This is a genomic window from Sulfitobacter sp. 1A13679 (genome assembly GCF_043557115.1).
Classification (GTDB): Bacteria; Pseudomonadota; Alphaproteobacteria; order Rhodobacterales; family Rhodobacteraceae; genus Sulfitobacter; species Sulfitobacter faviae.
In genome coordinates this window covers 28,955-55,017 of the sequence record NZ_JBIFFO010000003.1, presented here as the reverse complement: position 1 = coordinate 55,017, position 26,063 = coordinate 28,955, and the positions used below count along the sequence as shown (strand labels likewise).

The window sequence follows — 26,063 nt, the reverse complement described above, 5'->3', positions numbered from 1 at the left end:
AACATGGCAGAGCCGAAAGAAAACGACTTTTTGGACGAGATCGACAGCGCCGAAGCTGAAGAATACGCCGAAGACATGGCCGAGATCGACGAAGAAGCCCTTGCGGTAGAGGAACTGCGCGCCGAACGTGACCAGTACCGCGACCGTTTCATGCGCGCGCTCGCCGATGCCGAGAATGCGCGCAAACGCTCCGACAAGGACCGTCGCGAGGCCGAGAACTATGGCGGCTCGAAGCTGGCCCGTGACATGCTGCCTGTTTATGACAACATGAAACGCGCGCTGGAAACCACCACCGATGAGCAGAAAGAGGCCTTTGGCCCGCTTCTGGAAGGTGTGGAACTGACGATGCGCGAGCTTCTGAACGTCTTCAAAAAGCACGGCATCGAAGTGATCGCGCCCGAGGTTGGCGACAAGTTCGACCCCAAGCATCACGAAGCGATGTTCGAAGCGCCCGTGCCCGGCACCGTGGCGGGCGAGATCATTCAGGTCGCCGCCGAAGGCTTCATGCTGCACGACCGTCTGCTGCGCCCGGCGCAGGTTGGGGTGTCTTCGACCCCGGCGAGCTAAGCGCGCAGTCAGTCACTTTCGAAAGAGGCGGTCAGGACTTGGCCGCCTCTTTTAGTTTGTAGATCAGCTCAAGCGCTTCACGCGGGGAGAGTTCATCGGGAATGATCTCTTTCAGCTTTTCCTCAACAGGCGACGTTTTCGCCGGGGCTGGTTGCGGGGGCGGGCTAGCCGCGAAGAGCGGCAGATCGTCGATCAGGGTCTTTTGCGTCGCGCCGCCTTCGCGCTCACCTTTCTCCAGTGCCTCCAGCACCACACGGGCGCGGGCGATCACCGGGGCGGGCAGGCCCGCCAGTTGCGCCACCTGCACGCCATAAGAGCGGTCCGCAGCGCCCTTGCGCACTTCGTGCAGGAAGACGACCTCACCCTCCCATTCTTTGACCGCCACCGTGGCATTGTCGACCCCCGGCAGTTTGCCGGCCAGTGCCGTCATCTCGTGGTAATGGGTGGCGAAAAGTGCCCGGGTCTGGTTCACGTCGTGCAGATGTTCCAACGTGGCCCAAGCGATAGAGAGGCCGTCGTAGGTGGCCGTGCCGCGCCCGATCTCGTCGAGGATCACCAGCGCGCGGTCATCGGCTTGGTTCAAGATCGCGGCGGTCTCGACCATTTCGACCATGAAGGTCGAGCGGCCCCGCGCCAGATCGTCCGAGGCACCGACGCGGCTGAAGAGCTGGCTGACAACGCCGATATGCGCCGAAGTGGCGGGCACGAAACTGCCCATCTGCGCCATCAGAGCGATCAGCGCGTTCTGGCGCAGGAAAGTCGATTTACCCGCCATGTTCGGACCGGTCAGGAGCCAGATATTCGCGGCTTCACCCTCGGCACTTAAGTCGCAGTCATTGGCAATGAAAGGCTCGCCCGATTGCTGGGTCAGAGCGCGTTCCACGACCGGATGCCGCCCGCCTTGGATGTCGAAGGCGCGGGACATATCCACGCGCGGGCGGGTCCAATTCTCACTCCGCGCGAGGTCGGCCAGACCGGTGGCCAGATCGACCTCGGCCAACCCGGCAGAGGCTTGTCCGATCTCTGCGGCATGCTCTAGAATTGCGCTCCGAAGGCTTTCGTAGAGCCGCTTTTCGATCTCCTGCGCGTGGTTGCCCGCATTGAGGATTTTCGTCTCCAACTCGGACAGTTCGACAGTGGTAAAGCGCACTTGGTTGGCCGTGGTCTGCCGGTGGATAAAGGTCTCTGACAGCGGCGGGTTCAGCATCTTCTCGGCATGGGTCGCGGTGCATTCGACGAAGTATCCCAGCACATTATTGTGCTTGATCTTGAGCGACGAAATCCCCGTATCAGAGACGAACTGCTGCTGCATGCCCGCGATTACGCTGCGGCCTTCGTCGCGCAGCTCGCGCGCGGCGTCGAGGTCGGCGTCATGGCCGGGGGCGATGAATCCGCCGTCGCGCACCATCAGCGGGGGCTCGGCCACCAGCGCGTGATCCAGCAGGTCAATAAGATCTCCATGGCCCTGCAGCCCTTCCGCAGCTTCGCGAAGCAGGTCGGGGAGATCCTGTTGTGTCAGGCTTTGGTGCAAAGCCTCGGCTTCGATCAACCCATTGCGGATCGCGGCAAGGTCGCGCGGTCCACCCCGGTCGAGCGAGAGGCGTGACAGCGCCCGGTCAAGGTCCGGCACATTGCGCAGACGTTGGCGAATGTCTTCGGCAACGCGGGCATTGTCATAGGCAAAGCTGACCGCATCGGCGCGGGAGGTGACCACATCGACAACACGCGAAGGGCTTGAGATCCGCCGCTCCAGCAGGCGCGCGCCCCCGGCGGTGACGGTATTGTCCATGATCGACAGCAAAGACCCGGCGCGGCCCCCGTTCAGCGAGTGCGTCAGTTCCAGATTGCGCCGCGTTGCCGCGTCAATCTGAACGGTGCGGGCCTCGGCCTCTTTCTGAGGCGGGCGGAGCAGGGGCAGCTTGCCGCGTTGGGTGATAGTGAGGTATTCTATTACCGCTCCCATGGCGGAGACTTCGGCGCGGGTGAAGCTGCCGAAAGCCTCTAGCGTTGCAATATCAAACAGGTCGCAGACCCGTTTTTCCGCACTGGTGCTGTCAAAGGCCGAACGGGCCAGACCCGTCAGTGCGATCCCGAAATCAGAGACAACCTCGTGCAATTCCGTCTCTTTCGCCTCTGAGACGATCAGTTCCGAGGGCGATAGCCGCGCCAGTTCCGGCCCCAACCGGACTTGGGCCAGCGGCATCACGTGAAACGCACCGGTCGAGATATCGACCCAAGCCATCGCACAAGCATCGCGCACCTCGGCAAAGGCGGCGAGGTAGTTATGCCGGCGCGCCTCAAGCAGGCTTTCCTCGGTCAACGTGCCCGGCGTCACCAGCCGCACCACGTCGCGTTTCACCACCGATTTATAGCCGCGCTTCTTGGCCTCGGCGGGGCTTTCCATCTGCTCGCAGACGGCGACGCGAAACCCCTTGCGGATCAGCGTCAGCAGGTAGCCTTCGGCGGCATGCACCGGCACGCCGCACATGGCGATATCCTTGCCCTGATGCTTGCCGCGTTTGGTGAGCGCGATGTCCAACGCCTCTGCCGCGGCGATGGCATCGTCAAAGAACATCTCGTAAAAATCGCCCATGCGGTAGAACAGCAACGCATCCGCGTGGTCCGCTTTAAGCTCGAGATATTGCGCCATCATTGGCGTTACTTTTTCTGTCTGCACGGCTGCCCCCTGTTGCCGCGCGGACCCTACAAAACCCCCCGGCGCAGCGAAAGGGGGTGCGGGGCCTTGGGCGGTCTTTGTCATGCGATTTGCACTGACGTGGGGCTTGCGTTGTGCTGAACTCGGATCGTGGCTAAGAAGATCCCTAAGCAGAAGAAAGGTAATGTCGTGACGAGAAAGAACCGTATCACCTCTGAAGAGGCGCTTGCCTTTCACCTCGAACCGACACCCGGCAAGTTCGAGATCTCGGCCACCGTGCCGATGACCACACAGCGTGACCTGAGCCTTGCCTATTCCCCCGGTGTGGCCGTCCCTTGCGAGGCCATCGCCGAGAGCCCCGAAACGGCTTATGACTACACCAACAAGGGCAATCTGGTCGCCGTGATCTCGAACGGGACGGCGGTGCTGGGGCTCGGCAACCTCGGTGCGCTGGCCTCCAAACCGGTGATGGAGGGCAAGGCGGTTCTGTTCAAGCGCTTCGCGGATGTGAACTCCATCGACATCGAGCTTGATACCGAGGACACCGAGGCTTTCATCAACGCCTGCAAGCTGATGGGGCCGACCTTCGGCGGCATCAACCTCGAAGACATCAAGGCGCCCGAGTGTTTCATCATTGAGCAGCGCCTGAAGGAAGAGATGGACATTCCCGTCTTCCACGACGACCAGCACGGCACGGCGGTGATCTGTGCCGCCGGGCTGATCAACGCGTTGCACCTCTCGGGCAAGAAGATCGAGGACGTGCGCATCGTGCTCAACGGTGCGGGGGCTGCGGGCATCGCTTGTCTGGAGCTGCTCAAGGCGATGGGCGCGAAACACGACAATTGCATCATGTGCGACACCAAGGGCGTGATCTACCAAGGCCGCACCGAGGGCATGAACCAGTGGAAATCGGCCCATGCCGCCAATACCGAGCTGCGCACGCTGGAAGAGGCGATGCAGGGCGCGGATGTCTTCCTCGGCGTCTCGGTCAAAGGGGCGGTGACGCCGGCGATGGTGGCCTCCATGGCCGACAACCCGGTGATCTTCGCCATGGCCAACCCGGACCCGGAGATCACCCCCGAAGAGGCGCATGAGGTCCGCATGGACGCCATCGTTGCCACCGGGCGCTCGGATTACCCCAATCAGGTCAATAACGTGCTGGGCTTTCCCTATCTTTTCCGCGGCGCGCTCGACATCCATGCCCGGGCCATCAACGACGAGATGAAGATCGCCTGCGCCCATGCGCTGGCCCAGCTGGCGCGCGAGGATGTGCCGGACGAGGTGGCGCTGGCCTATGGCCGCACGCTGAGCTTTGGCCGCGACTACATCATTCCCACGCCATTCGACCCACGCCTCATCCACCGCATTCCGCCCGCCGTGGCCAAGGCGGGCATGGACACCGGGGCCGCGCGGCGGCCGATCATCGACATGGACGCCTATGAGGTCGGGCTGAAATCGCGGATGGACCCAACGGCGAGCATCCTGCGCGGCATCAACGCTCGCGCCCGGGCCAATCAGGCCCGGATGATCTTTGCCGAGGGGGACGATCCCAAGGTGCTGCGTGCGGCGGTCATGTACCAGCGCGCGGGCTTGGGCAAGGCGCTGGTCGTGGGCCGCGAGGACGACGTGCGCGCCAAGCTCGAAGAGGCGGGCATGGCCGACGCAGTGCGCGAGTTGGAGGTGGTGAACGCCGCCAACACCCAGCATCTGGCGACCTACAAAGACTTTCTTTACGGCCGGTTGCAGCGCAAGGGGTTCGACCGCAAGGACATCCACCGCCTCGCCTCGCGCGACCGCCATGTCTTTGCTGCACTGATGCTGGCGCATGGTCATGGCGACGGTCTGGTGACCGGGGCGACCCGCAAGTCGGCGCATGTCTTGGAGCGGCTCAACCACGTCTTCGATGCCAATGCCGAGGCCGGGGCCGCAGGCATTACGGCGCTGCTGCACAAGGGGCGCATCGTCTTTATCGCCGACACCTTGGTCCATGAATGGCCCGATGAGAACGATCTGGCGAATATCGCCGAAAGCGGCGCGCGCGTGGCGCGGCATCTTGGGCTGGAGCCTCGGGTCGCCTTCGTCAGCTTCTCGACCTTCGGCTACCCTGTCTCGGAACGGGCTGAGAAGATGCACCTCGCGCCAGAGGTGTTGGATCAGCGCGGGGTGGATTTCGAATATGAGGGCGAGATGACCGTCGACGTGGCGCTGAACGCGGCCAGTCAGGCGAATTACCCGTTCTCGCGGCTGACCGGCCCTGCGAACATCCTCGTGGTGCCAGCGCGGCACTCGGCCAGCATCTCGGTCAAGCTGATGCAGGAGATGGCGGGGGCGACGGTGATCGGGCCGATCCTTACGGGCCTCGATAAGTCGATTCAGATCTGCTCTTCCACCTCCACGGCGAATGACATCCTTAACATGGCCATTCTCGCGGCCTGTAAGGTGGGCTGATGATCTGGAACCTCGGCTCTATCAACGCGGATAACTTCTATCTGCTGCCCCATCTGCCGGGACCGGGAGAGACCATTTCAGCCCGGAATTTCCGGCAGGGGCTGGGCGGCAAGGGGGCCAATATGTCTGTCGCTGCCGCCCGGGCCGGGACGCGGGTGATGCATGTCGGCGCGTTGGGCGCCGATGGCGGTTGGGCGCTGGAACGGCTTTTGGAATATGGGGTCGAAACGGCGCATATCACCTTGATGGAGGGCGTGACCGGTCACGCCAATATCGCCGTGGATCTGGAAGGGGAGAACAATATCGTCATCTTCCCCGGCACCAATCACGAGATCACCGATGAGATGATCGGTGCCGCGCTGAGCGAGGCTTCCTCGGGCGATTGGCTGTTGATGCAGAACGAAACCAACGGGCAGCGGTTCGCGGCGCGAACGGCAAAGACCTTGGGCCTGCGACTGGCCTATGCCGCCGCCCCTTTTGATGCGGATGCGGTGACGGCGATCCTCGAACAGATCGATCTATTGGTGCTGAACGAGGTCGAAGCGGCGCAGTTGCGGGCCGCGACGGGGGGCGAGCTGCGGCAGCTGCCGATTGACGACATCGTGGTGACGCTGGGGGCGGGGGGCTGTGAATGGGTCTCTAACAAGGCACATCTGGTCGAGAGCTTCCCCGCCTATCAAGTCGATGCGGTGGATACGACCGGCGCGGGCGATACTTTCACCGGCTATCTGCTGGCCGGGTTGGACCGGGGGATGACCATGCCGCAGGCGATTGATCTGGCCATGCGCGCGGGGGCCTTGATGGTCACGCGTCATGGCACGGCAGATGTGATCCCCGATCTGAAAGAGATCCGGGATCACGATTTTCGCAGCTAATCTACCGGGGCGCGGTTACTTCACGAAGGGGGCCGCGCTGCCCCAAAGCTGTTTCACGCGGGCGTCACGGCCACAGCCCTTGCGGTAGCGTTTGTAAGCGACCGATTTTTTCACGGCCACGCCGACACTGCTGAACGCGAGCCGATCGCTGCTTTTGTAGTAGTCCTGGTGGTAATCATCGGCCGGGTAAAAGGGCGCATCGCCGAGGATCGGCGTCACGACCTTGGTCCCAAGGGCGGCCTGCGCTTCGGCCTTGGCAGCCTCTGCCGCGCTTTTCTGGGCGGGGCTGCCCGCGAAGATCGCCGTGCGGTAGCTTTCCCCCCGATCACAGAATTGCCCGCCTGCATCTGTTGGGTCAATCGAGCGGAAGAAGAGATCAAGCAGTGTCTTGCGGCTGACCACATCCGGGTCGAATTGGATCTGCACCGCTTCGTAATGGCCTGTGTTGCCGCCGGTGACTTCTTTGTAGGTCGGGTTCTTGGTGCGGCCCCCGGCAAAGCCCGAGATGGCCTCTTTCACGCCTTTGACGGATTCGAAATCGGCTTCGACGCACCAGAAGCAGCCGCCCGCCACGGTCAGCACCTCGGTCTCCGCCGCCGCCGCAGGTCGGTTCTGCGCGGCGAGGCCCAGAGTGATCGCAAGGGTCAGAATGGCGGGTTTGAACATTGATTTTTGGAACATGTCGGTCCTCCTCAGGCCTAGGCTTGCCGCTGGGGCGGAGATAGCGCAAGGCCGGGGCGGGGAAAGTCACGCTCTGGTGAAGGCAATTTACCACTTGGCGCGCGGGCGCGTTCTTCCTAGCGTTCTGAGTTGAACGGCAATGGGAGAAGCTCTTCATGCGAATTGCGATGTGGTCAGGGCCGCGCAATCTTAGCACTGCGATGATGTATAGTTTTGGAGCGCGCGCGGATTTCACCGCGATGGATGAGCCGTTTTACGCGGCCTATCTCAAGGCGACGGGGCTGGATCATCCGATGCGCGACGCGGTACTGGCGGCGCAGGAGCAAGACCCCGCACGGGTGCCTCTTGGCTTTGTCCAACACGGCGGGCGGCATCTTTATATGAAACATATGGCGCAGCATATGATCGACGGGTTCCCACTTGATTGGGCCGAGGATTGTGTGAACATCCACCTGATCCGCCATCCGGCCCGGGTGATCGCGAGTTATGCGGAGAAGCGCGAAGCACCCCGCCTGGCGGATATCGGGTTTGACCGGCAACTCATGCTGTTCGAGCTGTTAGGGGGGCTGATCATCGACAGCGGCGATATCCGGGCGGATCCGGAGGGGATGCTGCGCAGGCTTTGCGCCGCCATCGATCTGCCTTTCGATCCTGCAATGCTGAATTGGCCCGCCGGGCCGCGGGCCGAGGATGGGGTTTGGGCGCCGCATTGGTATGGGGCGATCCATCGCAGCACCGGTTTCGCGGGGCCGGAGGGGGAACTGCCCGAGCTTAGAGGAGCAGAGGCGGAAGTTCTGGAGGCCGCCATGCCCTACTATGAGCGGCTGTTTGCGGAACGTCTAAAAAATTCCTGAAGACCGCGAAACTATTTCGCGGGGCTGTCGTGACTACGGTGCTATTTCAAACGGAGGGAAAACCAGATGAAAAAATTTGCAAGCACCGCAATCGCCCTGTCCATGATCGCCGGTGGCGCATGGGCGGATGCCCATGCCATGGCCATGGTCGAAGCCTCGGGTCAGGATGTATCGAATGGCGTCGTCACTGCCGACAAGGTGATGGCGGGCGAGAATGGCTGGCTGGTCGTGCATCGCACCGATGCCGATATGAAGCCCGGCCCCGTGGTCGGCTACGCCCCGCTGCGCGCGGGCGAGAACATGGATGTGGTCGCGATCCTGCAAGAGGACGTGGCTTCGGGCGACATGCTGATGTTGATGGTTCATTCCGAAGATGGTGGCATGAAAACCGGGGTGTTCGAATATACGTTGGGCGCCAAGGAAGACGGGCCGATCAAACCGAATGGGGAGCTGGTGATGACGGTCGTCACTGCCGATTGATCCGGTAGGTGGCTCAGAGAAAGGCCCGGGCGGGAGCGTCCGGGCCTTTTGCGTTTTTATCTGGGGCTGGCCGCCGGGGGCGCTGCCCCCGGACCCCCGTGGTATTTAAGAAAGGATGAAGGGGGATTGGGGTCCCGTGCTTCAGCCTTTGCTGCGCTTGTCGCGGGCGGCGAGGAGTTTGAGGCGCAGGGCGTTCAGTTGGATGAAGCCTGCGGCGTCTTTCTGGTCGTAGGCGCCGGCGTCGTCTTCGAAGGTCACATGGGCCTCGGAATAGAGGCTGTGATCGGACCAGCGGCCAACGGTGCGGACATGGCCCTTGTAGAGCTTGAGGCGCACGGTGCCGGTGACATGGGTTTGGCTCGCGTCGATGGCGGCTTGCAGCATGGTCCGTTCGGGGCTGTACCAGAAGCCGTTGTAGATAAGCTCGGCGTATTTCGGCATCAGCTCGTCTTTGAGGTGCATGGCACCGCGGTCGAGTGTGATGGATTCGATGCCGCGGTGCGCTTCGAGCAGCAGGGTGCCGCCGGGGGTCTCGTAGATGCCGCGGGACTTCATGCCGACGAAGCGGCCTTCGACCAGATCGAGACGGCCGCAACCGTGTTTGCCGCCAAGCTCGTTGAGTTTGGTGAGGATCGTTGCGGGGGACATGGCTTCGCCGTTGATGCTGACCGCATCGCCGCGCTCGAAGCCGATTTCGACGTATTCGGGCGTGTCGGGGGCGTCTTCGGGGTTCACGGTGCGCTGGTAGACGTAGTCGGGCGCGTCGATGGCCGGGTCTTCGAGGACTTTACCTTCGGAGGAGGTGTGCAGCAGGTTGGCGTCGACAGAGAAGGGCGCTTCGCCGCGTTTGTCTTTGGCGATCGGGATTTGGTTTTCTTCCGCGAAGGCCAGCAGTTTGGTGCGGCTCGACAGGTCCCATTCGCGCCAAGGCGCGATGACTTTGATGTCGGGGTTGAGCGCATAGGCGGCCAGTTCGAAACGGACTTGGTCATTGCCTTTGCCGGTGGCGCCGTGGGCGACAGCATCGGCGCCGGTTTCTTCGGCGATTTCCACGAGGCGTTTGGAGATCAGCGGGCGGGCGATGGAGGTGCCGAGGAGGTAGAGGCCTTCATAGACCGCATTGGCGCGGAACATTGGGAAGACGAAGTCGCGGACGAATTCCTCGCGCACGTCTTCGATGTAGATGTTCTCAGGCGCGATGCCCATCATTTCGGCTTTCTTGCGGGCCGGTTCCAGCTCTTCGCCTTGGCCGAGATCGGCGGTGAAGGTCACCACCTCGCAGCCATATTCGGTTTGCAGCCATTTGAGGATGATCGAGGTATCGAGGCCGCCGGAATAGGCAAGCACGACTTTCTTGGGCGCGGACATGACGGGTTTCCTTTCAAGTTCGCCCTGCGAGGTAGCGGTTTTCGCGGGCGCGGGCAAGATTGAAGCCCGCGTTGACCTATGCTGGCTGCGCGCCTATCGACGAACGGCAGCAAGGAGAGCACAGATGGCGGATGAATTTGCACGAAAAGCACAGGCGGCGGCAGAGGCGCTGCGGGCATTGTTCCCGGCGACACCGCTTTTGCGCAATGAACATCTGTCGGAGCGATTTGGCGCGGATATCTGGTTGAAGCGCGAGGATCTGAGCCCGGTGCGCTCCTACAAGCTGCGCGGGGCCTTCAATGCGATGCGCAAGGTGATCCCGGGGCAGGGGGTTTTCGTCTGTGCCTCTGCCGGGAACCATGCGCAGGGGGTGGCTTTTGCTTGTAGTCATTTCGGGGTGCGCGGCGTGATCTTCATGCCGGTGACGACGCCGCAGCAGAAGGTGCAGAAGACCCGCATGTTCGGCGGTAAGAATGTCGAGATCCGGCTGGTGGGGGATTATTTTGACGCCACGCTGGCCGCAGCGCAGGATTTCTGTCGGGAGGAGGGGGCGCATTTTCTGTCGCCCTTCGATGATGACGACGTGATCGAGGGGCAGGCTTCGGTCGCGGTGGAGATTGCCGCGCAGTTGGGCCGGGTGCCCGACCGGGTAATCTTGCCGGTGGGCGGCGGCGGGCTGTCTTCGGGGGTGGTCAGCTATTTCGGGGATGCCTGCGACTATACATTCGTCGAACCCGCCGGTGCGCCGAGCCTTGCGCGGGCGTTGGAAGCCGGGGCGCCGGTTGATGTTTCTCCGATCGACAACTTTGTCGATGGTGCTGCGGTGGCCAAGATCGGCGCGCGGACCTTTGAGCGTTTGCGCGGGGTGAACCCGGCGGATGTGGTGCATCTGCCTGAGGACCGGATCTGCGTGACGATCAACGAGATGTTGAATGTCGAAGGCATCGTGTTGGAGCCGGCAGGCGCGCTATCGATCGATGCGCTCGGTGAGGTGGCCGATCAGATTGTGGGCAAGACGGTGGTTTGCGTGGCCTCGGGGGGTAATTTCGATTTCGAGCGTTTGCCGGAGGTCAAGGAGCGGGCGCAGCGCTATTCGGGTGTGAAGAAATATTTCATCCTGCGCATGCCGCAGCGGCCCGGGGCGTTGAAGGAATTCCTGATGCTGCTGGGGCCGGAGGATGACATTTGCCGCTTTGAGTATTTGAAAAAATCGGCGCGAAACTTTGGCTCGGTCCTGATCGGGATCGAGACGCGGCGGCCTGAAAATTTCAAACCGTTTCTCGAGCAGTTGGGGCAATCGGGCTTTACCTATACGGATATCACCAACGACGAAACCTTGGCGCAGTTCGTTCTGTAGGGGCGGAAGACCGGAAGGATTCACCTTCTGGAAAGGCTTGGTAGGCTAACTCGACAGGGTCTGTCAGGATCGTGTCGCATGAAATTGGATATCCCCAGCCTTTCCGAAGCAGTGGCGACACCTGCTGTGGCGTCCTTGGTTTTGGTGGTCGAGGGGGATGAGACCCGGCGGGCCTGTCTTTCGACCGCGCTGAAGGGATGGGGGTATGAGGTGGTCTCTGCCGCCTCGGAAGCCGAGGCGTTGGCCCTTTGCGCGCAGGGGTGGCCTGATATCGTACTTTGCAGTGGGGCGATATCGGGGCTCGATTTTTGCCGGGCTTTTCGGGAGCTTTCGCAAGGGCGCGGCAGTTATGTCATTCTGTTGGCCGATAGTCAGGAGGGGGTGGACTGCACCCTTGATGCGGGGGCTGATGATGTTCTGATACGGCCCGCCGGTCTGCCGGAGCTACGCGCGCGTCTAATGGCGGGGGCGCGTTTTCTGGCCATGCAGCGGGAGCTGACGCAGAAAAACCAGCTGACTACCGAGACTTTGGATATTCTGCGGCAGGTGCATGCGCGGATCGACAAGGATTTGGTCGAGGCGAAGAAATTCCAGCAATCGCTGCTCCGGGAGCGTTATCGCGCCATGGAGGGGGGCAATCTGTCGATGATGCTGCGCTCTGCCGGGCATGTTGGCGGGGATTTGGTGGGGTATTTCCCGGTGCGGCCGGGGGTCGTGGGGCTGTTTGGCTTGGATGTGTCTGGGCATGGGATCAGTTCGGCCCTGATGACGGCGCGGCTGGCGGGGTATCTGTCGGCGGCCACGCCGGATCAGAACCTTGCGCTTACGCTTTTGCCCGGGGGGACCTACGCGGCGCGACCACCGGGCGAAGTGATTGCGGAACTGAACGATCTTGTTCTTCATGAGATGGAGACGGAGCATTATTTCACCCTGATGCTCGCGATTGCGGATCTCACGTCTGGGGAGGTCACTGTCGCGCAGGCGGGGCATCCGCATCCCGCCTTGCTGCGCTCGGATGGGCGGGTCGAACAGTCGGGCACCGGGGGCTTCCCTGTCGGGCTGCTTTCTGGAGTCGGGTTCGAGGACTATAAGCTTCAGATGGCGCCGGGGGATCGTTTGTTGGTCCTATCTGATGGGGTGACGGAATGCCCCGATCCGGGGGGGGAGATGTTGGGCGAAGAGGGTTTGGCGCGCATGTTGGGCGAATTGCGCCGGTTCAGCGGCCCGGCGTTGCTGAGTGCGCTGGTTTGGAAGCTGTCGGAATTCGCTGCTAGCCGCGATTTCCCCGATGATGTCTCGGGGATATTGCTTGAGTATCACGGCAACGCCTAGCGCAGGTGGCGTTGCAGGAACAGACGATCGCCTTCATTGGTGAGGGTTGCCAGCGCCTCGCTGGCCGATAGCACCAGCGTGGCGTGATGCGGCTCTGTCGGGGCGGCGATTTGGCGCACGGGATGGGCGACATAGACGTGGCAGATCTTCTGCGCCCAGAGGTCGTAATCCTTCATATAGGTAAAGCGGCGGAAGGCTCCCAACCGGCGCGGGCGGGCGATGCGCCAGCCGGTTTCCTCCAGCACCTCGCGGTGCAGCGCTTGAAGCGGGGATTCCCCCGCCTCGATACCGCCGCCGGGCAGTTGCACCTCGGTCTCCTCCGCCATTTCCAGCGTCATCAGAAAGCGGCGTTGCAGCGGCAGAATGGCATAGACGCCGGGTCGCGGCGTGTAGCGTTGGCTGGGCTGTGGTGTCTCACCTGTACGTCGGATCATATGCTGCCCCTTTTTCCATGGGTTGCTGCGCCTATATAGACGCGGTATGCCAAGCGGCCCCCGATAAGGAAACCCGATGACCCAAGGAACTAAAATCGCGTGGGACGATACCGTTCTGCCCTTTCAGCTTGATGATGTCGACATGCGCGGCCGCGTGGCGCGGCTTGATGGCGTGTTGGAAGGCATCCTGAAACAGCACGACTATCCGCCGCAGGTCGAAGCGCTGGTGGCCGAGATGGCGTTGCTGACCGCATTGATCGGCCAGACGATCAAACTGCGTTGGAAGCTGTCGCTGCAAGTGCAGTCCAAAGGTGCCGTTCGGATGATCGCGACCGATTACTACGGCCCCGAGAAGGAAGGCGAGCCTGCGCGCATCCGCGCCTATGCCAGCTATGATGCGGACCGGCTGACCGATGACGCCCCGTTCGAGCAGGTCGGCGAAGGCTATTTTGCGATCATGATCGACCAAGGCCAAGGCATGACCCCCTATCAGGGCATCACGCCGCTGGCCGGTGGGTCTCTGGCCGCCTGTGCCGAAGCCTATTTCGCCCAGTCCGAACAGTTGCCGACCCGCTTTTCCCTGAGCTTTGGCAAATCGTCCGGCCCGGATGAGCCGGAGCATTGGCGCGCCGGTGGCATCATGTTGCAGCATATGCCCAAAGGCTCGCCGTTGGCGGCCTCGGGCGAGGGGAGCGGTGATATCCTCAAGGCCGATGACTTGGTCGAGGGCGATGAGGCCGAGGATTGGAACCGGGTGAACATCCTGCTCGGCACCGTTGAGGATTTGGAGCTGATCGGCCCCAGCGTTCCGCCGACCGATCTGCTGCTGCGATTGTTTCACGAGGAACAACCGCGGGTCTATGACCCCCAGCCGGTGCGTTTCGGCTGTACCTGTTCCGAAGACCGCGTGCGGCAAAGCCTGTCGATCTACTCGGCCCGTGATATCGAAAAGATGACTACGGACGAAGGTCGGGTTACCGCCGATTGCCAATTCTGCGGCGCGCATTACGACCTTGATCCGGCCACGGTCGGTTTCGACGCCAAGGCCTAAGGTGAGCGACCGGTTCCAGACCTTTCGTGAGGCGCTTGCCCAGACCGGGGTGGAATCCTCTGATTTCGATTTGAACCCAGAGGTTACTCTCCCCGAGGGGCGTGCCCTGCGCCCTGCGGGGGTGCTGGCCCCGGTGGTGGATACCGGTGCGCGGCTGGAACTGATCCTGACCAAACGGTCTTCGGCGTTAAAACATCACCCCGGGCAGATCGCCTTTCCGGGGGGCAAGCAAGACGGCGGGGATGCGGATGTCATCGCTGCCGCCCTGCGCGAAGCCCGCGAAGAGATTGGCCTGCCGAGCGATAGCGTGGATGTCTTGGGCGTGCTTCCGGCTCATGAGACGGTCACCGGCTTTAGCGTGACCCCCGTGATCGGCCATGTGACGCGCGATTTCACCGTGGTGTCAGAACCCGGCGAGGTCGAAGAGGTGTTTCGCGTGCCGCTCGACCATGTACTCGACCCCAGCAACTACCTTGTCCATTCCCGGCGTTGGCGCGGCCAGCGGCGGTATTATTACGCCGTTCCCTACGGCCCCTATTACATCTGGGGCGCGACCGCGCGTATGTTGCGGGCATGGGCGACACGAATGAACCAATGATTCCGACCGGCACGCGCTGGCTACATGACGAAGACGCACAGCGGGTTTGCCGCGTGGTGCAGGATGGCGGGCATCCTATCTATTTCGTCGGCGGCTGCGTGCGCGATGCGCTGCTGGGACTGCCAGACAGCGACGTGGACCTTTCTACCGAGGCGACGCCTGAAACGGTGATGGCGCTGGCCAAGGCTGCCGGGGTCAAGGCCGTGCCGACAGGGATCGACCATGGCACGGTGACGCTGGTCTCGGGTGGCAAACCCTTTGAGATCACCACCTTTCGCCGCGATTTAGAGACCGATGGCCGTCGGGCTGTCGTCGCCTTTTCCACCGATATCGCTGATGACGCCCGCCGCCGGGATTTCACGATGAACGCGCTCTATGCCACGCCTGAGGGCCGTGTGATCGACCCATTGGGCGGGCTGCCCGACCTGCGCGCGCGCCGTTTGCGTTTCATCGAGGACGCAGGTCAGCGTATCCGCGAAGATTACCTGCGCACCCTGCGCTATTTCCGCTTCATGGCGTGGTATGGTGACGTTGAAGTGGGGCCAGAGCCTGAGGCACTGGATGCCATCGCGTCGAATTTGGATGGGCTCGAGACGCTCTCGGCGGAACGTGTGGGGCAGGAGTTCAAAAAACTCCTCCGCGCGCCTGATCCTGCCCCCGCACTGGCTCTGATGCGGCAAACCGGTGCTTTGCCCGTGCTTTTGCCGGGGAGTGATGACCGTTGGATTTCCCTGCTGGTCCATTTCGAACAAGAGCTTGGCCTTGATCCCGATTGGCTGGTGCGTCTGGCCGCGCTGGGCGGGGAGGGTTTGACCGACCGTCTGCGGTTGAGCAAAGCAGAGGCCAAACATCTCACCATGCTGCAAGAGCAGGGCTTCGCAGGGCCACCATTGCCTGAGCTTGCCTATCGTCATGGGGCGGATGTGGCCATTGGCGCGGCTTTGCTGCGGGGCTGTATGGCGGAACAGATGCCCGAAACCGCCATGTTAGAGACAATAAAAACCGCCGCGGCGGCTCGGTTTCCAGTAACGGCCAAAGACCTGATGCCCGCGTTCAAAGGCCCGGCCTTGGGCCAAGAGCTTGCCCGGCTGGAGCAGCTTTGGGTCGACTCCGGCTTCACCTTGACCCGGGCGGACCTATTGGCGCGGCGCAGCTAGGTCGACATCGCGGGGAAATTCGTCTATCCAAAGCCCATTACAAGGGAGATGGGCGAAATGTACCTCGGGATCTGGTTCAGCTAAGCTGGCATAACCATTGCCCCTTTGCGGCTCTACTCTTGGGCGGTGCCGAACATTTTGCACGTCTGTTTTTCAAGGTCTCCCCATGTTTCGCTTTTTTGAAAACCTCGTCGATCCCTATGTCTCCTATCGCGAGAAGGACGTGCCGCCCCAAGGGCTCTGGCCCTTCCTGCGGGACTATGCGCAGCCGTTCAAAAAGGTATTTGCCCTCGCCGGGCTGATGGCAATCCTCGTCGCCGCGATTGAGGTTGGCCTGATCTACTACATGGGCCGCATCGTCGATCTGCTGGGCAGCGATCCTGCGCAGATGTGGGCGGAACATGGGACCGAGCTGATCCTCGTGGCGCTGGCCGTGCTGTTGCTGCGGCCCATGGTGCAGGCGGTCGATGTGATGCTTTTGAACAATGCGATCTTGCCGAACTTCGGCACGTTGATCCGTTGGCGGGCGCATCGCCATGTCTTGCGGCAATCCGTGGGCTGGTTCGAGAATGACTTCGCCGGGCGTATCGCCAACCGGATCATGCAGACCCCACCAGCAGCGGGGGAGGTGGTCTTTCAGGTCTTTGACGCGATCTCTTATTCGCTGGCCTATATGATCGGCGCGGCGATCCTGCTCTCTACCTCGGATATCCGTTTGTTAGTGCCGCTTTTGGGGTGGTTCATCCTCTATGGCGGCTTGGTGGCTTGGACGATCAAACGGGTCGGCCCTGCGTCCAAAGCGGCGTCGGACGCGCGGTCGCAGGTGACGGGGCGTGTGGTGGATGCCTATACCAATATCCATTCGGTCAAGATGTTCGCGCATCATGATCTGGAGGTCGATTTCGCGGGCGAGGCCATCGAAGAGGCGCGGCGCACGTTTCAAGGTGAGATGCGTATCTTCACCATCATGGATGTGGTGCTCACCCTTCTCAACGGCATGTTGATCGTGGGCGTCGTCGGCTGGGCCTTGGTGTTGTGGATGGGCGCGGAGGCAAGCGTCGGTGTCGTCGCCGCTGCCGCCGCGCTGGCGCTGCGGCTTAACTCCATGACCGGCTGGATCATGTGGGCGCTGTCGAGCTTTTTCCGCGAATTGGGTGTCGTTGCCGAAGGGATGGAGACCATTGCCCAGCCCCTCGCCCTCACCGACCGCCGCGATGCGCCGCCGCTGAAACTCACCGATGGGCGGATTGAAATGGCGGGGCTGAGCCATCACTACGGGCGCGATAGCGGCGGGGTTCAGGACATCAATATCACCGTGCAGCCGGGCGAGAGGATTGGCCTTGTGGGCCGCTCGGGCGCGGGAAAATCGACCCTCGTGAAGCTGATACTGCGATTCTACGACGCCGAAACGGGCGAAATCCGGATCGACGGGCAGGACATCGCACAGGTCCGGCAAGACAGTCTACGGCGGCATATCGGTGTGGTGCAGCAGGATTCCTCGCTGCTGCATCGCTCGGTGCGCGAGAATATTCTCTATGGCCGTCCCGACGCCAGCGAGGCCGAAATGATCGCGGCGGCGAAACAGGCGCAGGCGCATGAGTTTATCCTCGATCTGACCGATCCTGAAGGGCGCGCGGGCTATGACGCGCGGGTGGGTGAGCGGGGCGTGAAACTGTCCGGTGGGCAACGGCAGCGGATCACGCTGGCGCGGGTAATCCTCAAGGACGCGCCGATCTTGTTGCTGGATGAGGCGACAAGCGCGCTCGACAGTGAGGTGGAGGCCGTCATTCAGGAAACGCTCTATGGCATGATGGCGGGCAAGACCGTCATCGCCATCGCGCACAGGCTGTCGACGATTGCCGAGATGGACCGAATTCTGGTTCTGGATCAAGGCCGTATCGTCGAAGAGGGCAGCCATGACGCGCTTTTGCAGAAAGCTGGCCTATATGCAGCTTTCTGGCACCGTCAGTCGGGCGGTTTTCTCGCATTGGATGACAAGACGTGAGCATTTCGAATTGGATCAACCCGTTTCGCCCAGCCGAGGGGCCGCCACCGCAGACCCTCTGGGCCTTCATCCGCTGGTGCCTTGCAGGCGCTTGGCCGGTGCTCTGGCTCGCCGCCTTTCTATCTGCCGCCGCTGGCGCGATGGAGGCGGGCACAGCGTGGATTTTGGGCAAGGTGATCGATGCCACGGTCAGCGCGGGGCCGGAGCGGTTTTTTGAGGGCAGCAGTCTGGTTCTGGTCTTGGGCGCGATTGCGTTTTTCCTTGTGGCGCGTCCCGTGCTGTTTGGCCTCTCCTCGGCCTCCAACGCGATCATGGTGCAGCCTAATGTGAACCCGCTGGTGCTGTCGCGCCTGCACCGTTGGACGCTGGGGCAGAACGTCAATTTTTTTGACGAAGACTTCGCCGGGCGCATTGCGCAAAAGCAGATGCAGGCAGCGCGGGCGGTGACGGATGTGGCCGCCGAGGTGATCAACGTGGTGGCCTTTGCGCTCGCCTCTCTCGTGGGGTCGGTGGCCCTACTTTTGGCGATCGACTGGCGTGTGGCGGTTGGGTTTTCCGTCTGGCTGGTGATGTATCTGGCGCTGATCAACTGGTTCTTGCCGCGCGTGCGCAAACGGGCCGCGGGGCGGGCCGGGGCGCGGGCGATGGTGTCGGGGCAGGTGGTCGATACGATCACCAACATCAAGACGGTGAAGCTTTTCGCCCATGCCGATCACGAAGACCGCGCGGCACTTTCCGCGATGCAGAGCTTTCGCGCCCGGGCCTTGGAGTTTGGCTATCTCGCCGCCGGGTTCCGTCTGGCGCTGATGAGCCTTGCGGGGCTTTTGCCGGTTCTGCTTTTGGGCGGGACGATCCTGCTGTGGCAGCGCGGATTGGCAAGCGAGGGCGATATCGTCGCCTCCGGCGCCATCGCGATCCGCATCGCGCAGATGACCGGCTGGGTGTCTTTCACGCTGATGGCGATTTATTCCAACATCGGTGAGGTCGAAGACGGCATGCGGACCCTGACGCCGCGTGTGAGGCTGGACGATGGGCCTGATGCAAAGGATCTGGTCGTTGAGGCGGGGCAGATCGAACTGCGGGATCTCGGCTTTGCCTATGGCCGCCAAACGGGTGGGATCGACCGGATTTCACTGACCATCAGGCCGGGTGAGAAGCTGGGCATCGTCGGTGCTTCGGGGGCGGGGAAATCGACCCTCGTGGCGCTGCTGTTGCGGCTCTATGAACCGGAGCAGGGCAAAATATTGATCGACGGGGTGGATACTACGACGGTGACCCAAGAGAGTCTGCGGCGCAATATCGGCATGGTCACGCAGGAGACGGCGATGTTCAACCGCTCCGCGCGGGATAACATCCTGTATGGCCGCCCCGATGCGACCGAGGCCGAGGTCATCGCCGCCGCCGAACGCGCCGAGGCGCATGAGTTCATTCAGCAGCTCGAAGATCACAAAGGTCGCCGCGGCTATGACGCGCATCTGGGGGAGCGTGGGGTGAAGCTTTCGGGCGGCCAGCGCCAGCGCATCGCCTTGGCCCGCGCCATCCTGAAAGACGCGCCGATACTGGTGCTGGACGAGGCGACGAGCGCCCTTGATAGCGAGGTGGAGGCCGCGATTCAGCAGACCCTAGACCGTGTGATGGAAGGCAAAACCGTGCTGGCCATCGCCCACCGTCTGTCGACCCTGACCGAAATGGACCGCATCATGGTGCTGGACGCGGGCCGCATTGCAGAGATTGGCAGCCATGCCGATTTGCTTGCCCAAGACGGGCTTTATGCGCGCTATTGGCACCGGCAGTCGGGCGGGTTTCTGGATGTGAAGGCGGCGGAATAGGCTTTCCCAGTCGCCTTTGGCGCGCTATGGGCAGGCCATGACAGAACATGAAATCTTGCGTCTCGGCCACCACGGCGATGGCATCGCCGAAGGTCCGATCTTTGCCCCGATGACCCTGCCGGGGGAAACCGTCACCGGCGTTGTCGACGGGCAGCAGCTTCGCGATGTGCGGATCGTCACCCCCTCCGACCACCGGGTCGCACCGCCCTGTCGCCATTTCAAATCCTGCGGCGGCTGCCAGTTGCAGCATGCCGCTGATGATTTCGTGGCGGCTTGGAAGGTCGATGTGGTGCGCAACGCGCTTTCAGCTCATGGGTTAGAGACAGAATTTCGCCCCATCCAAACCTCCCCCGCGCAATCGCGACGCCGGGCGACCTTTGCCGCGCGGCGGACGAAAAAGGGCGCTATGGCGGGCTTTCATGGCCGCGCCTCTGACGTGCTGATCGAGGTGCCGGGCTGTCAGTTGGTCGATCCCGCCTTGCTGCCGGGGCTGAAGGTGGCCGAAGAACTCGCGCTGATCGGCACCAGCCGAAAGGCCGAATTGGCCGTCACGGTAACCCTGTCGGAAGAGGGGCTGGACGTCTCTGTCGCCAATGGCAAACCGCTCGACGGGCCGCTGCGCCAGCAATTGGCGCAGGCTTGTGAGGCTCTATCTCTGGCTCGGCTGACATGGGATGGCGAGGTAATTGCGATGCGCGCGCCGCCCGTACAGCGCTTTGGCGATGCGCCGGTCACGCCGCCGCCGGGCGCCTTCTTGCAGGCGACCCGTCATGGTGAAGCAGCTTTGCTGGAGGCGGTCAGGGACGCCGTGGGCGAGGCGGAAGTCGTGGCCGATCTTTTCGCGGGCTGCGGCACCTTTGCCTTGCCCTTGGCGCAGCAGGCGCGGGTGCACGCGGTGGAAGGCGATGCCGAGATGATCGCCGCGCTGGAAGGAGGCTGGCGTCGGGCCAAGGGGGCAAAACCGCTCACCGCCGAGACGCGCGATCTGTTTCGCCGACCGCTCCTTCCGGATGAACTGGCCAAGATCGACGCCGTGGTGCTCGATCCCCCGCGTGCCGGGGCAGAGGCGCAGGTGGCCGAGATCATCCGCGCCGAGGTGCCGCGCGTGGCCTATGTCTCCTGCAATCCGGTGAGCTTTGCCCGCGATGTGCAGAACATGGTCGCGACAGGCTATCGGTTGGATTGGGTGCAGGTGGTCGACCAGTTCCGCTGGTCGTCCCATGTGGAACTCGCCGCGTGTCTGACCCTGCCTGAAAGCTAATCCACGGCCCCATATGACGCCGCGGATCACCGCTTTTTGAGTGAAATTAATCCCTCTCTATGGTAACGCGGATAAAAAGGCCGGAATGGCCAGGGCGTTGAGGGCACAGTGATGAAACGCAGGACGATGATACTTGGCGGCACCGCTATGGTGGCGCTTGGCGCGTGCAGTAGCAGTAAGTTCAAACGTTACACCGGTCCTGAAGTGACCTATGTGGTTGTGAACAAAAGCCAACGCCGCATGATGCTGTTGCACCATAACCGCGTGCTCGAAGATTACCGGATCAAGCTGGGCTTCGCTCCGGTGGGTCACAAAGCCTTTGAGGGGGATGGCCGAACGCCCGAAGGACTGTACCGAATCGACCGTCGAAACCCGAACAGCCGTTTCCACCTTTCCGTCGGGATCGATTACCCGAACGCGCGCGATATCGAAAACGCCCGCGCCATGGGCAAAAGCCCGGGGGGCGATATCTTTATCCACGGGCAAAAGGACCCGCGGAAGAAGGAAAAGCACGATTGGACTTGGGGCTGTATCGCGGTCACCAACAAAGAGATTGAAGATGTCTACGCGATGGTGCGTGACGGCACGCCGATCCTGATCACGCCCTAAGGACCGCTTGATACGACACCGGCCCCCGTAGGGGCCGGATCGGTCGGTTAATTAGACAAAGATCAGTTGCCGACGACCAGCGTCCACCAGATCTTGCCGCCGTTTTCCTGATGCCATGCGAAACCCATCTGGCGGCCATCGGGGGCCATCAGAATGCGGCGCGTGTCGGGTTGTTCCATCCACGCGGCCAGGGTCTCAAGCTCGGTCTCATAGGTTTCCGAGATGACTTCGCCGACCAGACCACCGGTATAGCCCACGCGCTGAATGCGATCGATGGGCGACGACCCGTCAGAGCCGAAGTGCCAAGGGCGGTTTTGCACCGCCATATCGCGCGAATGGGTGGCGGCAGCGGCGTTCAGCTTGGCATCTAGCGCGAGCGGCGTCACCCCGGCAGAGCTGCGCAGCGCATTGACGGAGTCGAGCATGCGGAATTGGATCGTACCCGCGTCGGAGCGGCTGATGCGGTAGGTGCCGCCAGCTTTGCCGCCGGTCGTGCTGGACGGGGTACATGCAGATAGCGCAACCGTCAGCGCCAGTAGAATGGACAGGATACGGATCATATGAGCGCTCCACGCAATGAAGTTTTTTCTGCCTTACATCGGGGCGCGTTGCAGTTCAAACGCACATAGGCATGACTCTGCCGTGCGGCCCCGGTTTCAATTGAAACTGCGTCTTTCGAGCCATATAATTGGCATTAATTAGCATAATTTCAGTTTTGGAGACGCTCCATGTCCGCTCCCCGTTTTTCGATCAAGAGCCGCCGTGGCTTCCTTGCTGGCAGCGCCGCGATGCTCGCCACACCCGCGCTGGCGCAAAGCACCTCTTCCTTCAACTCCACCGCCACGACCGAGACGGAGCGTGATCTGACCGAAGCGGTCAAGCGCAATGTCTCAAGTTTCCGGATGCTGGATTGGCGCCCCTATTTCAGCAACACGCGCAATGGCGCGGTGCTGGTCGATATCGACAGCCGGGCGGTGCACTACTGGTCTGAGGATCAGAGCGTTTACAAACTCTACCCCTCTTCGGTGCCGCTGACCGAAGACCTCACGCGCCGTGGCCGGACCCGTGTCATCAAAAAGGTCGAGGGGCCAAGCTGGCGTCCCACGCCGTCGATGCTCAAGCGCAATCCCGAATGGCCGCCCTATGTCGGCCCCGGCCCGGACAACCCACTGGGCACCCATGCGCTGTACCTCAGCTGGACCTACTATCGTATCCACGGAACCCACGACACAAGAAAAATTGGTCGTAAGTCTTCCAATGGTTGCATCGGGCTCTATAACGAACATATCGCCGAACTTTTTGCCCTGACGAAGGTCGGCACGCAGGTGTTGCTTATTTGACGACATCCCCCTGATTCCTTGATGCAATAGCTGATTCCGGGTTTGCAAACTTTTGCCGATACTGTTTAGAACAGGATTACGAGGTAAGTCTTGGGTGCGTGTATGTATATGATACAGCACGCCTATTCTGGAGGTTATGTTATGAAGAAACTCGTTCTCGCCGCTGCTCTGTCCGCTGCTGCATCGACTGCTTTTGCCGGTTCGCTGGCCGAGCCGATCGTAGAAGCACCGGTCATCGTGGAAGAAACAACAGGTTCGTCCTCGGGCATCCTGGTTCCCCTGATCCTGCTGGCTCTGGTTGCCGCAGCTGTTGCTTCCGACTAATCGGAACTGACGATCAAACGGAAAAGGCGGTGCAATGCACCGCCTTTTTTGTTTTCTGCGTAAGGCTTTGAAAAAGGGGCCGCCGCAGCGACCCCAAGGCGGGGGCTTAATCCAGCCAGCCGCCCAGATTCTCGGTGATGATCGTGGTCAGCGTTTCGATATGCGCCGCATCGTCGTTCAGGCAGGGAATATAGGTGAAATCCTCGCCGCCTGCCTCTTCAAAGCTTTCCTTGATCTCTTCGTTGATCTCTTCGAGCGTTTCGATGCAATCGGCCGAGAAGGCAGGCGCGCAGACGGCGATGCTTTTCTTGCCTGCCTTGGCCTGACGCGCGACCTCTTCAACCGTATAGGGCTGCAGCCATTCCTCGGGGCCGAACTGTGACTGGAAGGTCGTGATGATCTCACTGTCCTGCCAGCCCAAACGCTCTTTCAGCAGGCGCGTCGTTTTCTGGCACTGACAATGGTAGGGGTCACCCTCCATCAGATAGCGCTGCGGCAGACCGTGGTAGGAACAGACCAGCAGGTCGGGCTTTTTGTCCTTCGCGGCATAGGCACGTTCGACCGATTGCGCCAGCGCTTCGATATAGTCAGGCCGGTCGAAATAGGGGGCCACGGTGCGCGAAGCGGGTTGCCATTTTTCCTTCGCCAGAGCGGCAAAGAAAGCGTCATTCGCCGTTGCCGTGGTCGCCCCGGCATATTGCGGATAAAGCGGGAAAAACAAGATCTTCTGGCATCCGGCTGCGACCATCGACTCGACCTTGGAACGGGTCGACGGGTTGCCATAGCGCATGGCGTAGTCGACCATCACATCGGCCCCGTAGCGCGCCTCAAGCGCCGCTTTGATCTTGGCGGTTTGCGATTTGGTGATCGTCGCCAGTGGGCTCTCGTTCTCGGCCTCGTTCCAGATGGATTTATAGGCCGCGCCGCTGGCAAAGGGGCGTTTGGTGAGGATGACCGTTTGCAACAGCGGTTGCCATTTCCACGGGCTGTAATCAATCACCCGGCGGTCCGAGAGGAACTCACTCAGGTAGCGGCGCATCGACCAATAGTCATAGCCGTCCGGCGTGCCAAGGTTGGCGAGCAAAACGCCAACTTTGGGACGCGGGACTTTGGGGTGATCGGTGGAGCCGTGTTCGGGTTGGGTGGCGTCGGCTTGGGCGGATTGGGGCTGGGCTGCCTGCATGGGGGTTTCCTCGCATATCATCCGCGCAGAGATAGCCGCTTTGCCGATTGGGTCAATCGGGGAGGGGTTCCTCGCGACTATTCAACGCATCTGCGAGCCGTTGCTGCGCCGATCCGGGGCGGAGCGGCTTTTGCTGGCTTTCATCTGGTGCCCAACCGGCGAGAAAGATCATGTCGAAGGTCGCCGTGATCCGGCCCGAGGCGGCGGTGAAATGCGTGGCGTATAGCTCAGCCGCGCGTGTCAGCACGGCGCGGCCCGTGGGGCGGCGCAGGCGGGCTTGCAGGGCGTTGGTCTCTCCCATTTCGCGCAGGTCGCGCATCAGGGCCCATGCGTCATCATATTCCACGGTCAGTGGTTGGCTATCGGCCACGGGCAGGGCCAGCCCCGCGCGTTGCAGCAGCGCGCCGAGATCGCGCAGTTCCCCCATCGGGGCGATGCGGGGCGACAGGCCGCCGGTCACTTCGGCTTCGGCTTGACCAAGGCAGGCGCGCAGCTCATGCAGGGTTTGCCCGCCAAGCGCCACGGCCTGTAACAGCCCGTCAGGGCGCAGCGCGCGGCGGCATTGGATCAACTGGCCAATGGGGTCATTCGCCCAATGCAGCCCCATGGCGTGGATCACCAGATCATGCGCCTGCGGTTCCAGTGCCAGCACCTCGGCCTCGGCGACAATCTTGGCCTTGGGGAACGCCTCTGCCCAGACTTGTGGGAAGCCGGTCACGATGGCCGGTGCGGTAAACGTTTTCTTAACCAAACTCAGCCGATCCTGAACCTCATCGGCGGCTGCCTGTTGCAGGAACATGCCCCGGGCCGTCGCGCGGGCGCGGTGCTGGGCGAGGGCCTTGGGGTCGGTCAGGGTGGGCTGTGCTGTCATGAGGAACACATAGAATGCCGCCACGGGGACTTCAAACAGCAGTGTCGCTTATCTACCCACCGCGCTGTCTGGGCTGCGGGGGGCTTGTCGATGCGGATTTCGGCCTGTGCGGCGCCTGCTGGCGCGATACGGCCTTCATCGGGGGAACGGTCTGCGATGCCTGCGGCGTGCCCCTGCCCGGCGGCGGGGATGTGAGTTCACCCCATTGTGATGCCTGTCTTGCTACGCCGCGGCCTTGGGCGCAGGGGCGCACGGCGCTCATCTACCGCGATATGGGGCGAAGGCTGGTTCTGGCGCTGAAACATAGCGACCGGCAAGAGATCGCCCGCCCCGCGGCCCGCTGGATGGCGCAGGCGGCCCAAGGCATCCTGCCGCAAGAGGCGCTGATCGCGCCGGTGCCGCTGCATTGGCTGCGCTTGCTAAAACGGCGGTACAATCAATCGGCTCTGCTGGCCAAGGCGCTGTCGGCGGAAACCGGGCACCGCTGGTGTCCCGATCTGTTGCAGCGGATCCGGCATACGCCCTCGTTGGAGGGTTTGGGCCGTGCCGCCCGGTATCGGGTGTTGGAACAGGCGATCCGCGTGCATCCTCGGCGGCGGCACCGTATCATAACGCGACCGGTGATCTTGGTGGACGATGTCTTTACCTCCGGGGCTACGTTGACCGCCTGCACGCAGGCCTGTCTGGCTGCCGGGTCCGGCCCCGTTTCCGTGCTGGCACTGGCGCGCGTGGCCAAAGAGACCTAGATCACTGGGCAACGTTAACTGTTCAAAGGGTGATCCT

The 26,063-nt window shown here is 62.1% G+C and carries 24 protein-coding genes; 17 read left to right on the top strand and 7 right to left on the bottom strand.

Translation table 11 applies throughout. The features are described 5' to 3' along the window. The first annotated feature begins 3 nt into the window (after positions 1–3). Positions 4–567, top strand: a complete 564-nt coding sequence (locus ACGYLA_RS03425) for a nucleotide exchange factor GrpE (RefSeq protein WP_067267873.1) — start codon at positions 4–6, stop codon at positions 565–567. 31 nt (positions 568–598) lie between these two features. On the opposite strand, the gene mutS is transcribed toward ACGYLA_RS03425, so the two are convergent. After that, on the bottom strand, positions 599–3,220 hold the full coding sequence (gene mutS / locus ACGYLA_RS03420; RefSeq protein ID WP_394430562.1) for a DNA mismatch repair protein MutS: 2,622 nt from the start codon (positions 3,218–3,220) through the stop codon (positions 599–601). 192 nt (positions 3,221–3,412) lie between these two features. Between mutS and ACGYLA_RS03415 the strand changes: the two genes are divergently transcribed. Then, on the top strand, positions 3,413–5,671 hold the full coding sequence (locus tag ACGYLA_RS03415) for an NADP-dependent malic enzyme (protein ID WP_394430329.1): 2,259 nt from the start codon (positions 3,413–3,415) through the stop codon (positions 5,669–5,671). Next, positions 5,671–6,546 (top strand): ribokinase, encoded by an 876-nt coding sequence (locus ACGYLA_RS03410; RefSeq protein WP_322328684.1) that lies wholly within the window; start codon positions 5,671–5,673, stop codon positions 6,544–6,546. Before ACGYLA_RS03415 ends, ACGYLA_RS03410 begins: the two co-directional genes overlap by 1 nt. Before the next feature lie 15 nt (positions 6,547–6,561). Here the strand turns inward: ACGYLA_RS03410 and msrA are convergent, their stop codons facing one another. Next, entirely contained in the window at positions 6,562–7,227 is a 666-nt protein-coding gene (gene msrA / locus ACGYLA_RS03405; protein WP_394430326.1) for a peptide-methionine (S)-S-oxide reductase MsrA, read from the bottom strand. A gap of 155 nt (positions 7,228–7,382) precedes the next feature. On the opposite strand from msrA, the gene ACGYLA_RS03400 reads away from it, so the two are divergent. Together ACGYLA_RS03400 and ACGYLA_RS03395 are read left to right on the top strand one after the other, a co-directional pair. After that, on the top strand, positions 7,383–8,081 hold the full coding sequence (locus ACGYLA_RS03400; RefSeq protein WP_394430324.1) for an HAD family hydrolase: 699 nt from the start codon (positions 7,383–7,385) through the stop codon (positions 8,079–8,081). 66 nt (positions 8,082–8,147) lie between these two features. Next, the gene (locus ACGYLA_RS03395) at positions 8,148–8,561 is read left to right on the top strand and encodes a hypothetical protein (RefSeq protein WP_067267884.1); all 414 of its coding nucleotides are present in this window, start codon (positions 8,148–8,150) and stop codon (positions 8,559–8,561) included. A 141-nt stretch (positions 8,562–8,702) separates the two neighbouring features. Here ACGYLA_RS03395 and ACGYLA_RS03390 read toward each other — a convergent pair whose 3' ends face one another. Then, positions 8,703–9,929, bottom strand: a complete 1,227-nt coding sequence (locus ACGYLA_RS03390; protein WP_394430322.1) for an argininosuccinate synthase — start codon at positions 9,927–9,929, stop codon at positions 8,703–8,705. Between the two features lie 124 nt (positions 9,930–10,053). Here ACGYLA_RS03390 and ilvA point away from each other — a divergent pair, with 124 nt between their 5' ends. Both ilvA and ACGYLA_RS03380 read left to right on the top strand, forming a co-directional pair. Beyond that, complete coding sequence (ilvA, locus tag ACGYLA_RS03385) at positions 10,054–11,286, top strand: threonine ammonia-lyase IlvA (protein ID WP_394430320.1); 1,233 nt, start codon at positions 10,054–10,056, stop codon at positions 11,284–11,286. Between the two features lie 78 nt (positions 11,287–11,364). Then, on the top strand, positions 11,365–12,618 hold the full coding sequence (locus ACGYLA_RS03380; protein WP_394430318.1) for a SpoIIE family protein phosphatase: 1,254 nt from the start codon (positions 11,365–11,367) through the stop codon (positions 12,616–12,618). Here ACGYLA_RS03380 and ACGYLA_RS03375 read toward each other — a convergent pair. Then, complete coding sequence (locus ACGYLA_RS03375; protein WP_394430316.1) at positions 12,615–13,052, bottom strand: NUDIX domain-containing protein; 438 nt, start codon at positions 13,050–13,052, stop codon at positions 12,615–12,617. The two genes, ACGYLA_RS03380 and ACGYLA_RS03375, sit on opposite strands and share 4 nt — an antisense overlap. A 76-nt stretch (positions 13,053–13,128) precedes the next feature. Here ACGYLA_RS03375 and ACGYLA_RS03370 point away from each other — a divergent pair, with 76 nt between their 5' ends. The 7 genes from ACGYLA_RS03370 (at position 13,129) to ACGYLA_RS03340 (ending at position 21,562) form a co-directional block, all read left to right on the top strand. Then, positions 13,129–14,103, top strand: coding sequence for an Hsp33 family molecular chaperone HslO (locus ACGYLA_RS03370; RefSeq protein ID WP_394430314.1), 975 nt, complete (start codon positions 13,129–13,131; stop codon positions 14,101–14,103). Between the two features lies 1 nt (position 14,104). Next, complete coding sequence (locus ACGYLA_RS03365) at positions 14,105–14,701, top strand: CoA pyrophosphatase (protein ID WP_394430312.1); 597 nt, start codon at positions 14,105–14,107, stop codon at positions 14,699–14,701. Next, a complete protein-coding gene (locus tag ACGYLA_RS03360) occupies positions 14,698–15,858 on the top strand; it encodes a CCA tRNA nucleotidyltransferase (RefSeq protein ID WP_394430310.1) in 1,161 nt (386 codons plus the stop codon). Before ACGYLA_RS03365 ends, ACGYLA_RS03360 begins: the two co-directional genes overlap by 4 nt. A 166-nt stretch (positions 15,859–16,024) precedes the next feature. Then, positions 16,025–17,863, top strand: coding sequence for an ABC transporter ATP-binding protein (locus ACGYLA_RS03355; protein ID WP_394430308.1), 1,839 nt, complete (start codon positions 16,025–16,027; stop codon positions 17,861–17,863). Continuing rightward, positions 17,860–19,692, top strand: coding sequence for an ABC transporter ATP-binding protein (locus ACGYLA_RS03350; RefSeq protein WP_394430306.1), 1,833 nt, complete (start codon positions 17,860–17,862; stop codon positions 19,690–19,692). Before ACGYLA_RS03355 ends, ACGYLA_RS03350 begins: the two co-directional genes overlap by 4 nt. Before the next feature lie 37 nt (positions 19,693–19,729). After that, positions 19,730–20,953: a class I SAM-dependent RNA methyltransferase gene (locus ACGYLA_RS03345; protein ID WP_394430304.1), complete on the top strand. Its 1,224-nt coding sequence runs from the start codon at positions 19,730–19,732 to the stop codon at positions 20,951–20,953. A gap of 111 nt (positions 20,954–21,064) precedes the next feature. Continuing rightward, positions 21,065–21,562, top strand: coding sequence for a murein L,D-transpeptidase family protein (locus ACGYLA_RS03340; RefSeq protein ID WP_168612924.1), 498 nt, complete (start codon positions 21,065–21,067; stop codon positions 21,560–21,562). 62 nt (positions 21,563–21,624) lie between these two features. On the opposite strand, the gene ACGYLA_RS03335 is transcribed toward ACGYLA_RS03340, so the two are convergent. Next, positions 21,625–22,122, bottom strand: coding sequence for a CAP domain-containing protein (locus ACGYLA_RS03335; RefSeq protein ID WP_168612925.1), 498 nt, complete (start codon positions 22,120–22,122; stop codon positions 21,625–21,627). Positions 22,123–22,290: 168 nt separating this feature from the next. Here ACGYLA_RS03335 and ACGYLA_RS03330 point away from each other — a divergent pair, with 168 nt between their 5' ends. Together ACGYLA_RS03330 and ACGYLA_RS03325 are read left to right on the top strand one after the other, a co-directional pair. Further along, a complete protein-coding gene (locus tag ACGYLA_RS03330; protein ID WP_067261126.1) occupies positions 22,291–22,902 on the top strand; it encodes a L,D-transpeptidase in 612 nt (203 codons plus the stop codon). 141 nt (positions 22,903–23,043) lie between these two features. Further along, positions 23,044–23,226: a hypothetical protein gene (locus tag ACGYLA_RS03325; RefSeq protein ID WP_067261136.1), complete on the top strand. Its 183-nt coding sequence runs from the start codon at positions 23,044–23,046 to the stop codon at positions 23,224–23,226. Between the two features lie 106 nt (positions 23,227–23,332). On the opposite strand, the gene hemH is transcribed toward ACGYLA_RS03325, so the two are convergent. Further along, positions 23,333–24,409 (bottom strand): ferrochelatase, encoded by a 1,077-nt coding sequence (gene hemH / locus ACGYLA_RS03320; protein ID WP_394430302.1) that lies wholly within the window; start codon positions 24,407–24,409, stop codon positions 23,333–23,335. Positions 24,410–24,461: 52 nt separating this feature from the next. Then, positions 24,462–25,280: a methyltransferase domain-containing protein gene (locus tag ACGYLA_RS03315; protein ID WP_394430300.1), complete on the bottom strand. Its 819-nt coding sequence runs from the start codon at positions 25,278–25,280 to the stop codon at positions 24,462–24,464. A 14-nt stretch (positions 25,281–25,294) separates the two neighbouring features. Here ACGYLA_RS03315 and ACGYLA_RS03310 point away from each other — a divergent pair, with 14 nt between their 5' ends. Beyond that, complete coding sequence (locus ACGYLA_RS03310; RefSeq protein ID WP_394430298.1) at positions 25,295–26,026, top strand: ComF family protein; 732 nt, start codon at positions 25,295–25,297, stop codon at positions 26,024–26,026. Positions 26,027–26,063: the final 37 nt, after the last annotated feature.

Bases quoted from the DNA above. Each gene is read 5' to 3' on its own strand.
- ACGYLA_RS03370 (WP_394430314.1), top strand. From the start codon at position 13,129: ATGACCCAAGGAACTAAAATCGCGTGGGACGATACCGTTCTGCCCTTT.
- ACGYLA_RS03425 (WP_067267873.1), top strand. From the start codon at position 4: ATGGCAGAGCCGAAAGAAAACGACTTTTTGGACGAGATCGACAGCGCC.
- ACGYLA_RS03410 (WP_322328684.1), top strand. From the start codon at position 5,671: ATGATCTGGAACCTCGGCTCTATCAACGCGGATAACTTCTATCTGCTG.
- ACGYLA_RS03330 (WP_067261126.1), top strand. From the start codon at position 22,291: ATGTCCGCTCCCCGTTTTTCGATCAAGAGCCGCCGTGGCTTCCTTGCT.
- ACGYLA_RS03400 (WP_394430324.1), top strand. From the start codon at position 7,383: ATGCGAATTGCGATGTGGTCAGGGCCGCGCAATCTTAGCACTGCGATG.
- ACGYLA_RS03360 (WP_394430310.1), top strand. From the start codon at position 14,698: ATGATTCCGACCGGCACGCGCTGGCTACATGACGAAGACGCACAGCGG.
- ACGYLA_RS03355 (WP_394430308.1), top strand. From the start codon at position 16,025: ATGTTTCGCTTTTTTGAAAACCTCGTCGATCCCTATGTCTCCTATCGC.
- ACGYLA_RS03335 (WP_168612925.1), bottom strand. From the start codon at position 22,122: ATGATCCGTATCCTGTCCATTCTACTGGCGCTGACGGTTGCGCTATCT.
- ACGYLA_RS03340 (WP_168612924.1), top strand. From the start codon at position 21,065: ATGAAACGCAGGACGATGATACTTGGCGGCACCGCTATGGTGGCGCTT.
- ACGYLA_RS03310 (WP_394430298.1), top strand. From the start codon at position 25,295: ATGCCGCCACGGGGACTTCAAACAGCAGTGTCGCTTATCTACCCACCG.
- ACGYLA_RS03315 (WP_394430300.1), bottom strand. From the start codon at position 25,280: ATGACAGCACAGCCCACCCTGACCGACCCCAAGGCCCTCGCCCAGCAC.
- ACGYLA_RS03375 (WP_394430316.1), bottom strand. From the start codon at position 13,052: ATGATCCGACGTACAGGTGAGACACCACAGCCCAGCCAACGCTACACG.
- ACGYLA_RS03380 (WP_394430318.1), top strand. From the start codon at position 11,365: ATGAAATTGGATATCCCCAGCCTTTCCGAAGCAGTGGCGACACCTGCT.
- ACGYLA_RS03325 (WP_067261136.1), top strand. From the start codon at position 23,044: ATGAAGAAACTCGTTCTCGCCGCTGCTCTGTCCGCTGCTGCATCGACT.
- ACGYLA_RS03345 (WP_394430304.1), top strand. From the start codon at position 19,730: ATGACAGAACATGAAATCTTGCGTCTCGGCCACCACGGCGATGGCATC.
- ACGYLA_RS03390 (WP_394430322.1), bottom strand. From the start codon at position 9,929: ATGTCCGCGCCCAAGAAAGTCGTGCTTGCCTATTCCGGCGGCCTCGAT.
- ACGYLA_RS03395 (WP_067267884.1), top strand. From the start codon at position 8,148: ATGAAAAAATTTGCAAGCACCGCAATCGCCCTGTCCATGATCGCCGGT.
- msrA (WP_394430326.1), bottom strand. From the start codon at position 7,227: ATGTTCCAAAAATCAATGTTCAAACCCGCCATTCTGACCCTTGCGATC.
- ilvA (WP_394430320.1), top strand. From the start codon at position 10,054: ATGGCGGATGAATTTGCACGAAAAGCACAGGCGGCGGCAGAGGCGCTG.
- mutS (WP_394430562.1), bottom strand. From the start codon at position 3,220: ATGATGGCGCAATATCTCGAGCTTAAAGCGGACCACGCGGATGCGTTG.
- hemH (WP_394430302.1), bottom strand. From the start codon at position 24,409: ATGCAGGCAGCCCAGCCCCAATCCGCCCAAGCCGACGCCACCCAACCC.